A 12,613-nucleotide genomic window follows, 5' to 3' on the forward strand; every position below is an offset into this window, starting at 1 on the left:
TACTGTTACCTGGATGATAGCCAAGGGAACGCGGCCGGACCCTAGGGCCCCACATTGGCGTTGGCACCTACCGGATCTTGTAGTCGACACGCGTGAGTCTGCATGGCACCCGCAACCAACGGGCGCCTGGACTATGGTTTAGTGCTCTCCTCATGAAAGCGGAGTTGGCCCTCGCCGGGCTGCGGAATCCTATAGCGCTCAAGCGGTAGCATCGATTGTGCAACAACCAATACAGACACATGTTACCGTTTCCATGAGACTAACGTCGTTTTCACAGCCGCTGGAGGGTAGTCGTCAAGCGCTGAAAGGCGGACGAAGGACAGTCGCCAATCACCGCCAAGCCGATGGTGCTCGAGCTGCCGATCGCCACATCAAGGGCTTGGCGTCGGCTCAAAGGCACAAATCAGTCGCCGAGGTCATCGCAGTTGTCGGATACGACGGCGGTATTGAGGTCATGCACGTACCGGCAAAACACGCGGCCTGATCACCTCGTCACCCCAATCCCGAATAGCTCATCTTATTGAGCCGTCAATTCAACGGAGATTGCTTATGATTATTGAAAACGAAGAGGAAGTACCAGCGGCTCTGTCAACCGGTGCGACGCATATGCTCATCGAGCTATGGGGAGCGAAAAACCTCGACGATCCGGACCTTGCGGAAGAAGCCATCCGAAAAGCCATCCATGCGGCGAGTGCGACATTGCTCCACCTTCATGTTCATAAGTTTTGTCCGGGCAACGGCGTCTCGGCAATAGCGTTGTTGGCTGAATCGCACATGACCTTACATACTTGGCCTGAGAGGTCCTATGCAGCCGTTGATGTATTCGTATGTGGCGACAGCAATCCTGCGAGCGCCGTGCCAGTTCTAGTTGAGGCCTTTCAGCCCGAACGGTCGGACGTTCGCAGCTTCCGGAGAGGTGTGTCGATCAAGCCAACCGGTTGAAGCAGATGGTGGTGAGGGCATCGAGCTCGCTGCTTCAATCGAAAAATATCTTGGATTAACCTCAAGCATCAAAGCTTGACCGCGGGGAATCCTGACATCTGCTTATTTGTTGGCCGTCAATAACGACCATCATTAAAAATTGCACGGACTTATGGCGCAACGCTTTCCAATGGTGGTTCCCTCATCTCCGCACAGCTAGCACTTGCTTCGGCGTGGATGCGCCTTGGCAATGGCCATTGCCGTTTTTGATGTTCAATCGAGCGCCCTCAGGTCAGCCGCAGCGCCTTCGAGCCGAGACTCAGCTCTTCGATCTGCTTGTTCCGCACGGATCTGGTCTGGGGCACGGTGATCGGTCGCGAGCACCGCATAGACCGCCGGCAGCACGAAGAGGGTGAACAGCGTGCCGATCGACATGCCAGCGACAACCACCAGCCCGATCGAGAAGCGGCTGGCCGCCCCGGCGCCGGTCGCGGTCAGAAGCGGGATCAGGCCGGTGACCATCGCGGCCGTCGTCATCAGGATCGGCCGCAGGCGGATGCGTGCCGACATCTCGATCGCCGAGCGGCGGTCAAGCCGTTCGTTGAGCTGGAGCTCGTTGGCGAACTCCACCATCAGGATGCCGTGCTTGGTGATCAGGCCGACCAGGGTCAACAGACCCACCTGCGTGTAGATGTTCATGGTCGCTGCGCCGAAGAACAGCGGGATCAACGCGCCGACGATCGCCATCGGCACCGAGATCATGATCACCAACGGATCGCGTAGGCTCTCGAACTGTGCCGCCAGCACCAGGAAGATGATGATCAGCGCGAAGCTGAAGGTGACGGCGAGCTGATTGCCTTCCTGCACGTACTGCCGGGAGTCGGCAAGGTAGTCGTGGCTGAAGCCCTGCGGCAGCTTTTTGGCTTCGCCTTCAAGGAAGTCGACGGCCTGGCCGACGGTCACGCCGGGCATCGGCACGGCCGAGAAGGTCGCCGAGTTGAGCTGGTTGTAGTGGGTCAATGAATTCGGAGCGGTCGACGTTTCGATCGACACCACCGTCGATAGCGGCACTTGCTGGCCGGTGCTGGTCGCCACGTAGTAATTGCCGAGCGCTTCCGGCGAGAGCCGCTGGGCGCGTGGTACCTGCGGGATCACCTGATAGGAACGGCCCTCCAGGTTGAAGCGATTGATGTAATTGCCGCCGCCCAGGATCGCGAGCGCGCTGCCGATGTTCTGCATGTTGATGCCGAGATCCTGGGCCTTGGCGCGGTCGACGTTCACATTCACGGTCGGCTGGTTGAAGGCGAGATCGCTATCGGAGACGATGAACATGCCGCTCTTGCGCGCGGCGCCCTTAAGCTTCTCCATCTGCTCATAGACGGCCTGGAAGCCCGCGGTCGAATTGATCACCATCTGCACCGGCAGGCCGCCGGGTCCACCGGGCAGCGGCGGCAGGTTGAAGGCGAACGCCTGGACGCCCTCGATCTTGCTGAGCTCAGCCTGAACCAGCGGAACCAACTGGATCGAAGAGCGCTTCCGTTCATCCCACGGCTTCAGCAGCATGCCGGCGATACCGTTCTGGGGACCGTTGATGCCGTTCAGCGCGAAGCGCAGGTCGGTCTCAGGAAAGCCTTGCAATTTCTTGTCGAGCTTGTCGCCATAGAAATCGAGATAGTCGATGTTGGCATATTTCGGCGCCTTGATCACAGCGAACACGATACCTTGATCCTCCTCGGGCGCGAGCTCTTTCGATGTGTGCATGTAGAGGAACCCGACGAGCCCAAGGATCGTCACCGCAACCAGCCCGGTGATGGCCTTATAGTCGAGCGAACGGTCGAGCCTGCGGCCATACCAGTGTGTGACGGCGCCGAACAACCTGTTCACCAGCTTTGCAAACCGGCCCTCTTCCGTGTTCTTCAGCAGCCCCGAGCACATCATCGGCGACAGCGTCAGCGCGATGACGCCCGACACGATCACCGAACCTGCCAGCGTGAAGGCGAATTCACGGAACAGCGATCCGGTGAGGCCCCCGAGGAAGCCGATCGGAGCGTACACCGCGGCGAGCGTGATGGTCATGGAGATGACCGGACCGACGATCTCGCGCGCGCCTTGCAGCGCCGCCTGCACCGGCGTCTCACCCTCCTCCAGATGGCGATGGACGTTCTCCACCACCACGATAGCGTCGTCGACCACGAGGCCGATCGCGAGCACCATGGCGAGCAGCGTCAGCAGGTTGAAGCTGAAGCCGAGCGCCAGCATCAGCGTACAGACGCCGATCATCGACAGGGGAATGGTGACGACCGGGATGATCACCGAGCGGAACGAGCCCAGGAACAGGAAGATCACCATAATGACGATGACCACGGCTTCGCCCAGCGTCTTCTCGACCTCGTCGATCGAGGACTGGATGAACTTGGTCGAGTCGTAGGCGACCTTCATCTTCATCGACGGTGGCAGATTGCGCTCGAGCTCGGGGAACAGCGCGCGCACACCGTTCACAAGGGTTAGCGGGTTGCCCTGCGGCGTTGCGTTCACGCCGATGAAGATCGCGTGCTCGCCGTTAAAGGCAACGCTCGCATCCGTGCTCTGGGCTGCAAGCTCGACGGTGGCGATGTCCTCCATCCGCACGAAGCCACCGTCCTTGGCCTTGACGATCATCTTCCGGAACTGGTTGACGTCGGTCAGGCTGGTGTTCGTCGAGATGTTTGAGAGGATGAGGTAGCCCTTGGTCTGGCCGGCCGCGGACTGGAAGTTGTTGGCGGTGATCGCGGCCGCGACATCAGCCGGGGACACGTTGTGGCCAGCCATCTTCACTGGGTCAAGCCACAACCGCATCGCAAAGGTCTGGCCGCCCAGGATATCGGCGGACGCCACGCCATCGACGGTCGACAGCACGGGCTGCACGACGCGCGTCAGATAGTCCGAGATTGCCGAGCCCGAGAGCTCTTCAGAGGAGAAGCCTATATACATCACGGCCGTGGTCTGGCCGGTGGTCTTGGTGACGACCGGATCGTTGGATTCCTTCGGGATCAGATATTTGACCGAATTCACCTTGGCGAGCACCTCGGTGAGCCCCTGGTTCGGGTCAAAGTTAAGCTTGATGTAGACCTGGATGGTCGAGGTGCCGAGCACCGAGGACGAGGTAATGTAGTCGACGCCCTCGGCGGAAGCGACCGCCTGCTCAATGGGCGTCGTGATGAATCCCTGGACCAGGTCCGCAGACGCGCCGGGGTAGACCGTCGTGATGTTGATGACCGTGTTCGAAAGCTTCGGATATTGCCGGATCGGCAGTACCATCGCCGCGCGCAGACCAATCAGGAGGATCAGCAGACTGACGACGACCGACAGAACCGGTCGCTTGATGAAGATATCGGTAACTGTCATCGCTGCGATCTCGAATTCGTTTGCTTGAGTGGTGTGACCCGGCCTCACGCCGGATCACGCGAGCGCATTAATCGGTAACGCGCCGGTTGGGCTGGAATGGACGGCGCCGAATCGGACGAAATCGCTACAGCCGCACCCGATTGCAGCTTGAGCTGGCCGACGGCGACGACATTGTCGCCCAGCTTCACGCCCTTCGGCACATCCTTCAACATGGTTGCCGGGCAGCACGACCGTTGCGGTGACGAACATGCCGGGCTTTACGATCTTGTCCCGGTTCGTGATCGTCGCCTGCACACGGATGTTGCGGGTCTCGCTGGCGATCTGCGGCTCGGTGGTCGTGACCTTGCCCTCGAAGACGCGGCCCGAACAAGCATCCAACGTGAGCCGGACCACCTGGCCGACCTCGAGGTTGACGGAATCCTTTCGCGTCGCCGTGAAGTTGGCCCACAGCTGCGAGAGATCGGTCAGCGAGACGATCGCAGTGCCAGCGGTGAGATACTGGCCAACCGCGGCTTGGCGCACGCGAAGATCGCCGGAGAACGGCACCTAACAGTTTGGCGATGCCCGCCTGCGCCTGGTCGTAGCCGGCCTGCGCCTGCTCGACCGTCGCCTGCAGACCGAACTGGCGCGACGCCAGCGAAGTGATAATTCGGCGGGGCGCCGACTTTCTGGAAGAACTGTCAAAACGGGATGCCAACGAACCTAGCATGCGGACGGCTTCCTTAATGCGCGTGTCGCGGACCTGTCCGACATCGTCGCAGCTTCCAACCCGCGAGGGGGAGACGCTGGCGTCTTTGACAGCCCCAACCTTGGTGGCGCTGGCCAGTCGTGAATGCTCAGACATAATTGTCTAGGCCAGTTTGAGGACCAGAAGCGACCGACCGGATCACTATTCGACGGTCACGGATTTGGCGAGATTCCGCGGCTGGTCGACATCAGTGCCCATCACGATGGCCGTGTGGTAGGCGAGCAGCTGGACGGGGATCGCGTAGACCATCGGCGTGAAGGCGGCCGGCATGTCGGGCAGCACGATGGTGGCGAACGTATCCAGTGTCGCCTCTTCAGCGCCCTTGGCATCGGTCATGAGGACAATGTTCCCGCCGCGCGCTGCCACCTCCTGCATGTTCGAGACCGTTTTCTCGAATAAGCGGTCATGCGGTGCGATCACCACTACTGGCACGGTCTCGTCGATCAGCGCGATCGGCCCGTGCTTGAGCTCGCCCGCAGCATGTCCCTCTGCATGGATGTAGGAGATTTCCTTCAGTTTCAATGCGCCCTCTAGCGCGATCGGGAAGCTCGTGCCGCGACCGAGGTAGAGTACGTCCCGCGCTTTGGCGATGTCGCATGCAAGCCTCTCGATCTGCGGCTCGGTGCTGAGCGCTACCGACATCAGGCGAGGAATTTCAACCAAGCCACGCACCAACTCGATCTCTTCATCCTCGGACAGTTCGCCGCGCGCCTTGGCGGCCGCGACTCCAAGTGCGGCTAGCACTATCAGTTGGCAGGTAAAGGCTTTGGTTGAGGCAACGCCGATCTCCGGGCCGGCCAGCGTTGGCAGCACGGTTTCGCTCTCGCGAGCGATGGTCGATGTTGGTACATTGACGATGGCAAGTGTGTGTGCGCCTTCCGCCTTGGCGTAGCGGAGCGCAGCAAGCGTATCCGCTGTCTCGCCCGACTGCGAAACAAAGATCGCCAGATCACCTTTGCGCACGGCAGATTCGCGGTAGCGGAACTCGGAGGCGACGTCGACTTCAACCGGCAGGCGGGCAAAACGCTCGAGCCAGTATTTTGCGACGTTGCCTGCATAGCTCGCTGTGCCGCAAGCGGTGATCGTGATGCGCCGGACGTCTCTGAAGTCGAACGGCAGCTTGATGGGCAGCGCAACACGTTCGCGGGCTGCGTCGATATAGCGCGCCAGAGTCTGCCCGACCACCTCCGGCTGCTCATGGATTTCCTTGGCCATAAAGTGCCGATAATTCGCCTTGTCAACCAGGAGCGACGACACACCGGACTTCTGGACCTCACGGTGCGCGACTGCGCCTTCGGAATCGTAGATGACGCCGATCTTCCGGGTAAGCACGGCCCAGTCCCCATCTTCAAGGTAAGTGATGGTGTCGGTGAACGGCGCGAGCGCAATGGCATCCGAACCGATATACACCTCGTCGTTGCCATAGCCGATCGCGAGCGGGGATCCCTTCCGGGCGGCGATCATGAGATCGCAGTGCCCTTTGAACAGGAATAAAAGGGCAAACATGCCGCGCAGTCGCGCTAGGGATTCTTTCACTGCTTTTTGGGGCGAGTAGCGCATCTTCAGATAGGATTCGACCAGATGCGCCACCACCTCGGTATCAGTGTCGGAAGCAAATCTGGCGCCATTCTGCTCAAGTTCGGCGCGCAACTCACGAAAATTCTCGATGATTCCGTTATGGACGACCGCGACATTGTCCGTCGTATGCGGATGCGCATTGTACTCCGTGGGCTTGCCATGAGTAGCCCAGCGGGTATGACCAATACCAGTGTCACCCTGCAGCGGATTGCGGCGTAGGCTGGTCTCAAGATTTTTCAGCTTGCCCTCGGCGCGCCGGCGCTCAAGATGATTGCCGTCGAGCGTTGCGACTCCCGCTGAATCGTAGCCGCGATATTCCAGCCGAGTGAGCGCTTCGATCAGCCGCTCAGCAACGGGTTCGCGCCCCAAAATGCCTACAATCCCACACATGCGGGTCAACATCCCCCAATTTCGAGAATAATGCTTTCAGAACAGCTACACTTTACTTGAGACCTTCGATTGAAGGTGCTCAGATTGTTGTGGATCTGGGTCGTTCGGATTCTGCGGGGCAGAACAAGCATCGCCAGCCGAAGCGCGGTTTGGACGAGCACGATCGAATGCCAGCATGTCGCGACAGCAGGAGGCGGTAAGGCGCGAGCGCGTGGTGAACAGAGCGCCATCGCATGTGCAGACTCTTCTCCCGACAAGGAAACAACATCGTAGTCGCGGTAGGGCCGACGCGTGGACACATCACGCAAGTTGCCACTCAAAGATCGATGACACTCGATGCAGATCGACGACCCGCGCGGAGTCCAGTTATCTGTCGGCATGAACTTCATCATCATTGGCTGGGTTCAGAGCCAAGCATGATGGCCCGGCCTCCTTCTCAAGAGATTCGTAAAGCGGATAGCTGGATAGAGGATTTTCAATCTCGAAGCTGTCGCTCGCATATGGCACACAAAAGAACCCCGGCCGCCTTGGGTGACCGGACAGAAGTCAGTCTCGGAGGAACGCGCTGTTACATTCCGCCGGCTCCGTCGACACGGGCAGGGCCTACCGACCGATGTAACCGCCCAAGCACTGGCCGGACTGAAAATGCGCTTGAGTTGATGCTCGGCAACCACCGAAAATATTTCCTCGGCTCTAGGCAAGGATCGAGACCATTCTGATTGGCCGAAGGCTTCTCTCCAAACCGAGACGTTTTTCTTATGCGGGATCTTGTAGGATTGGTAAAATCGATTGTGTTGATGGGCCGCATCTACACCATGGATAGCTGTCAAAATGCGGCTCACGTCACGTTGTCATTGGCGACTTCGCGGTTTCGATCGCCAACCTCCGTGCGAGCTAGTTAAGACCGCGAATCAATCAAAGAAGTTTTGAGGTTCGGTATTGAGACGCGCAGCTTTGTCTCCTGGATGATTGTCAGCGCTCGGACGCCTGTTCGCGATCCTTGGGCAGATTTCATGAATGAGCAGCGTCACGCCTGTTTGGCTGCGACACACGCGCTCGCATCAACGGCAGAAGGGATGCTAGCTGGGAGCCGCGGGATCGTCTTTGGCGGCACCAAACACGCCTCGATACCAGACCTTTGCGCAGTGCGTCCCTATGTGCTCAATCTCCGCGTCGCTTGGATCTTCCGACGCGAGATCAAACTTCATATAGGCAACCTGCTCCATCGTGGCGCCGAGCACTTCAGCAGCCATTTCAGGATCGAGTTCACGGCTTAGTTCGCCCAATCCCTGAAGGCGGGTCAGCCAAGTCGCGGTGCGCCTTACGAAGCGGCTACGTTCGGTGACATAGAGAGAAAGGAATGTTGCTTTCTCTCCGCGAGCTGCCGCCTCGCGCATGACACGCAACAGCTTGCGATGTCGGGCATAGATCTTGAGATAAGCGATGGTATTCTCAACGAACTCGGCTTCCGTTGCCTTCAATGAGCGGCCCGACCTTCGCTTACTCGCGACGTAGATCTCGTCGACCAATGGCTGCAAAACGGCGAGCAGAATCTCGTCCTTATTTCGAAAGTGCCGGTAGAAGTTTCCGTAAGACGTTCGAGCGATCTTGACGATGTCCTGGACCCGGGTGGCCTCGTATCCTTTGCGCGCGAATACGCGTGCCGAGGCGTTCAGCAGGCGCTGACGCATCGCCGCCCCCTTCGCGGTGGCAGGGGCTAACGGCTCCAACGCAGAATCGGTCTCCAGCATTTGCCGTCCATAGCACCGCGGCCGCTTGACCACCAGCTGGGAATCCAATAATATGACGTCAATGTCAGTTATTGACCAGACCCGAATCGTAATCAATTCAAGGGCGGGAGCTGCAGAGCTCGCCCGGCCCGTCGATGCAGCCAGTATCCTCGAGGAGGGGCATCCTCGGGTGCTCCGTCGCGGCAATTCCGTGCGAAATTCAAATTTCGCCTCTCCGTCGGAAAGGCCACATTCAGGGATGTGTTGATGTATCCGGGCACCCACGCGCTAACTAATCCGGACCGCCCAGCCCTCATCATGACGGCAACCGGTGAGATCGTGACGTACGCCGAATTGGAGGATCGGTCTCGACGGGCTGCAAACTGGCTCTTCGACGCCGGCTTGCGGCCCGGCGACGTTGTGGGCGTATCGCGATTCACGCTGCCGCACCATGTCCCGTTGAAGTCAAGCAAGTGATGATGAAGTGGTGGCGGCGATATTGTGGGAGTACTACTCGGCCACCGAAATGAACGGGATGACCGTGATCGACCCCGAGGAGTGGCTCGGGAAGCTCGGCTCCGTCGGTCGCGCCGTGCTAGAGAAGATTCACATCTGCGATGAGGACGGTAGCGAACTTCCAGCCGGTCAGACAGGTACGATTTATTTCGAACGCGATAAGATGCCGTTTGTCTACCATGACGAGCCGGAAAAGACGCGGGCCGCGCAACATCCGGCGCATCCGTACTGGACCACTGTCGGTGACATCGGACACGTCGATGCGGACGGCTACCTCTTCTTGACCGATCGCAAGGCGTTCAAGATCATCTCAGGCGGGGTCAACATCTATCCTCAAGAGATTGAGAACCTTCTGGTGCTTCATCCTGCTATCGCGGACGCAGCCGTCATCGGAATCCCCGATCCTGATATGGGCGAACAGGTCAGAGCCATAGTGCAATTGCTGCCGGGCACGGAAGGCAGCGAGAACTTGGCCAAAGAAATCATCGCCTTCGTGAAGAATCGTATTGCCGGCTACAAGGCGCCCGGCAGCATCGATTTTGTGCATGAAGTCCCGCGTTCACAGACGGGCAAGCTCATGAAGCAGGTATTCCGTAATCGGTATTGGTCGGAGAAGGCAGCCTGACATCAAGCGCCTGGAATGGAATGAACCGCTCTACTCTGCGACCTCGCCAATGCGCTGTCGTATGTATGCCGCTAAATTTGGTCAACACAACACAACGCCATGCTGCTCCGCAATACGCTCAGTAACTATCGCTTGCCGCTCGATTCCTCCGATGCCGATGCTCTCGGCGTCGAGGCGGCCCTGGCAGTGGAGCGCTTCCTCCAGCATAGGCGGGGGACGGCCCCTACCCCGATGGTTTCACTTCCTGCCCTTGCCCGTCGTCTGGATGTCGGATCCATTTACATCAAGGACGAAGGACGACGACTGGGTCTCGGTAGCTTCAAAGCACTCGGGGGAGCCTATGCGGTAATACAGCTTATTCTTGAGCTCGCGTCGCAACGATGGGGCCGTCCAGTAGACATTTCTGAGTGGCGCTCACCCGAAGTCGCCACAGTCGCCGCTGGAATAACCCTGACGTGCGCTACCGACGGCAACCACGGCCGATCGGTTGCACAAGGCGCCCAACTCGTGGGCGCCAACTGCGTCATCTTTGTTCATGCTGGAGTGAGTGACGAGCGCTGCCGAGCGATCGCGCGGTATGGTGCCCGTATCGAACGTGTTCAGGGCAACTACGATGATTCCGTTGCGTCGGCATCTAAAATCGCCAGCGAACAGGGCTGGATTGTGGTCTCCGACACATCTTGGCCGGGCTACGAACGGATCCCTCACCTCGTTATGCAAGGTTATACAGCATTGCTTCGTGAGGCCCTTGGTGCGCTGCCAAAGCCTCCAACCCACGTGTTTGTCCAGGCCGGTGTCGGCGGCATCGCAGCGGCGACTGCCGCTCATTTTTCGCTTGTATTCGGAAAGGACAGACCCTTCTTCACTGTGGTGGAGCCGGATCGAGCCGCCTGCCTTCTCGAGAGCGCCAAGGCCGGCCAGATCGTGAAGGTGCCGCACGACAGACCTACCGTCATGGCGATGCTTGAATGCTATGAGCCATCACTTATTGCCTGGCGCATTCTCTCGCGCGTTGCCGATGCCTTTATGACCGTCGAGGACGACGAGGCGGTTACGATGATGAAGGAGCTTGCCTATCCCGTCGACGGCGATCCGGCGATCGTCGCCGGCGAAAGTGGCGCAGTAGGTCTCGCTGGATTGGCAAAGGCGGCGGCTGATCCAGCGTTTCGTTCGGAGATCGGGCTCGACTCTAATGCCTGTGTCTTCCTGATCAATACCGAGGGCGCGACTGACCCAGCGCTCTATGAGAAGCTCGTGGGCGCTCGCCCCGAGGACGTGACCGGCTGAACCGACGGAGGAGTGCACATAGCATGCCGAGTTGTCCGACGTTTATGTGGTTTGCAGTGACCGCGCGTGACCGCCCTGTCTGTGGCGGTCGCGATGAGACAGGGCTTTCGGTTTTTCACATGCCTTGCAAACACCGGCCATTGCATGTGGATTTCAAACACCATTCTGCATTCTGGAATGGTTTGCGATTCCATGGCCGGGTTGCAGTTACAGTTGATAGCTGCAGTCGCCTGCTCGCGTTTCGCGGCAAACCCAAAGCGAAGTCGGAGAGCCCCTCGATTCTACGGAAGCAAGTAGCTGACATAGAAGCGGCAGGCGTTCGGCGGGTTGCGTACGGCAAACCTTGGTGTAGCTTTTCCAACCCTTTGTATGCAGCAGTTCGTCATCGTCCTGCTATGTCTTAACTCTAACTCTTCATCTAGCATTTTGCCGCGACTCCCGTGAGCAGGTAAAATCGATTGTTTAGATGAAGCACATCCACACGATGGATAAATTCGCGCCATGCGTTTCAACGGCCTTGATCTGAATCTTCTCGTCGCGTTCGACGCTCTCATGACGGAGCCGAACCTCACCGCGGCGGCGCGGCGAATCAACCTGAGTCAGCCGGCCATGAGCGCGGCCGTGGCCCGGTTGCGCGCCTATTTCCGCGATGAGCTCTTTACGATGATGGGCCGCAAGCTTGTGCCCACGCCGCGAGCCGAAGCGCTTGCTGCCCCGGTTCGGGAGGCTCTGTCGCACATCCAACTCTCCATTATCTCCCCCGACGGATTTAAGCCGGCGCAGTCGACTCGTCGCTTCAGGATCATCCTGTCAGATTTCATGATGACCGTGTTTCTTCGAAAGGTCGTGGACCGCGTCGCGCAGGAAGCTCCCGCCATCTCCTTCGACTTGCTGCCACCCGAAGAGGACCCCGATCAGCTTCTCCGGCGTGGCGAGATTGACTTCCTAGTCTGTCCGGAATTGTTCATGTCGCGCACGCATCCCAAAATGCCGCTGTTTGACGAAAGATGCGTGTACGTCGGCTGCCGTATGAACAAGCAGCTAGCTGAGCCGCTTACATTAGAGAGTTCCCTGTCGATTGGACAGGTTGCGGCCAGATTCGGGCCGACGATCAGACCTTCGTTCGATGAATGGCTCTTGGTCGAGCACGATCTCAAGATCCGCGTTGAGGTCGGTGTGCCGGGCTTTAGCCTGATTCCCCCGCTGATATTGGGGACTGATCGTATAGCGTCAATGCCATCGAGGTTGTTCAAGCATTTCGAGAACACAATGCCCTTGCGAACGATCCAAGCTCCGTTGCCGGCCTTTGCGTTCACCGAGGCCGTCCAATGGCCTGCTCTTCACAACGCTGATCCGGCGAGCATTTGGATGCGGAACATTTTTGTGCAGGAGGCGTCCCGCATCGCATGAGTTCGCCTAAACTTGAACGCGCAG

Annotated in this window: 8 protein-coding genes and 1 pseudogene; 5 read left to right on the forward strand and 4 right to left on the reverse strand. The window is 58.9% G+C overall.

From position 1 onward, the window contains the following. The first annotated feature begins 549 nt into the window (after positions 1–549). The gene (speD, locus tag ACP2YP_RS33025) at positions 550–942 is read left to right on the forward strand and encodes an adenosylmethionine decarboxylase (RefSeq protein ID WP_426420375.1); all 393 of its coding nucleotides are present in this window, start codon (positions 550–552) and stop codon (positions 940–942) included. Positions 943–1,194: 252 nt separating this feature from the next. Here the strand turns inward: speD and ACP2YP_RS33030 are convergent, their stop codons facing one another. The 4 genes and pseudogenes from ACP2YP_RS33030 to ACP2YP_RS33045 all read right to left on the reverse strand — a co-directional run bounded on the left by ACP2YP_RS33030 (position 1,195) and on the right by ACP2YP_RS33045 (position 8,772). Next, the gene (locus ACP2YP_RS33030; RefSeq protein ID WP_426420376.1) at positions 1,195–4,305 is read right to left on the reverse strand and encodes a multidrug efflux RND transporter permease subunit; all 3,111 of its coding nucleotides are present in this window, start codon (positions 4,303–4,305) and stop codon (positions 1,195–1,197) included. Between the two features lie 44 nt (positions 4,306–4,349). Then, a pseudogene (locus tag ACP2YP_RS33035) lies at positions 4,350–4,942 on the reverse strand (efflux RND transporter periplasmic adaptor subunit); the annotation flags it as partial. Positions 4,943–5,194: 252 nt separating this feature from the next. Then, positions 5,195–7,021 carry a glutamine--fructose-6-phosphate transaminase (isomerizing) gene (gene glmS, locus ACP2YP_RS33040; RefSeq protein WP_426426336.1) on the reverse strand — a complete coding sequence of 609 codons (1,827 nt, stop codon included), beginning with the start codon at positions 7,019–7,021 and terminating at the stop codon, positions 5,195–5,197. Positions 7,022–8,100: 1,079 nt separating this feature from the next. Further along, on the reverse strand, positions 8,101–8,772 hold the full coding sequence (locus ACP2YP_RS33045) for a TetR/AcrR family transcriptional regulator (protein ID WP_426420377.1): 672 nt from the start codon (positions 8,770–8,772) through the stop codon (positions 8,101–8,103). 297 nt (positions 8,773–9,069) lie between these two features. Here ACP2YP_RS33045 and ACP2YP_RS33050 point away from each other — a divergent pair, with 297 nt between their 5' ends. The 4 genes from ACP2YP_RS33050 to ACP2YP_RS33065 all read left to right on the forward strand — a co-directional run bounded on the left by ACP2YP_RS33050 (position 9,070) and on the right by ACP2YP_RS33065 (position 12,589). Next, the gene (locus tag ACP2YP_RS33050; RefSeq protein WP_426426337.1) at positions 9,070–9,228 is read left to right on the forward strand and encodes an AMP-binding protein; all 159 of its coding nucleotides are present in this window, start codon (positions 9,070–9,072) and stop codon (positions 9,226–9,228) included. A gap of 58 nt (positions 9,229–9,286) precedes the next feature. Further along, complete coding sequence (locus tag ACP2YP_RS33055; protein WP_426420378.1) at positions 9,287–9,892, forward strand: AMP-binding enzyme; 606 nt, start codon at positions 9,287–9,289, stop codon at positions 9,890–9,892. A 99-nt stretch (positions 9,893–9,991) separates the two neighbouring features. Next, positions 9,992–11,179, forward strand: a complete 1,188-nt coding sequence (locus ACP2YP_RS33060; RefSeq protein WP_426420379.1) for a diaminopropionate ammonia-lyase — start codon at positions 9,992–9,994, stop codon at positions 11,177–11,179. A gap of 501 nt (positions 11,180–11,680) precedes the next feature. Then, on the forward strand, positions 11,681–12,589 hold the full coding sequence (locus ACP2YP_RS33065) for a LysR family transcriptional regulator (RefSeq protein ID WP_426420380.1): 909 nt from the start codon (positions 11,681–11,683) through the stop codon (positions 12,587–12,589). Positions 12,590–12,613 lie beyond the last annotated feature (24 nt).

The organism is Bradyrhizobium genosp. A (genome assembly GCF_049949275.1).
In the GTDB taxonomy this organism is placed as follows: Bacteria; Pseudomonadota; Alphaproteobacteria; order Rhizobiales; family Xanthobacteraceae; genus Bradyrhizobium.

What these genes read in the sequence shown, in the direction of transcription:
- speD (WP_426420375.1), top strand. Translation starts at nt 550, where the DNA reads ATGATTATTGAAAACGAAGAGGAAGTACCAGCGGCTCTGTCAACCGGT.
- ACP2YP_RS33030 (WP_426420376.1), bottom strand. Translation starts at nt 4,305, where the DNA reads ATGACAGTTACCGATATCTTCATCAAGCGACCGGTTCTGTCGGTCGTC.
- glmS (WP_426426336.1), bottom strand. Translation starts at nt 7,021, where the DNA reads ATGTGTGGGATTGTAGGCATTTTGGGGCGCGAACCCGTTGCTGAGCGG.
- ACP2YP_RS33045 (WP_426420377.1), bottom strand. Translation starts at nt 8,772, where the DNA reads ATGCTGGAGACCGATTCTGCGTTGGAGCCGTTAGCCCCTGCCACCGCG.
- ACP2YP_RS33050 (WP_426426337.1), top strand. Translation starts at nt 9,070, where the DNA reads ATGACGGCAACCGGTGAGATCGTGACGTACGCCGAATTGGAGGATCGG.
- ACP2YP_RS33055 (WP_426420378.1), top strand. Translation starts at nt 9,287, where the DNA reads ATGACCGTGATCGACCCCGAGGAGTGGCTCGGGAAGCTCGGCTCCGTC.
- ACP2YP_RS33060 (WP_426420379.1), top strand. Translation starts at nt 9,992, where the DNA reads ATGCTGCTCCGCAATACGCTCAGTAACTATCGCTTGCCGCTCGATTCC.
- ACP2YP_RS33065 (WP_426420380.1), top strand. Translation starts at nt 11,681, where the DNA reads ATGCGTTTCAACGGCCTTGATCTGAATCTTCTCGTCGCGTTCGACGCT.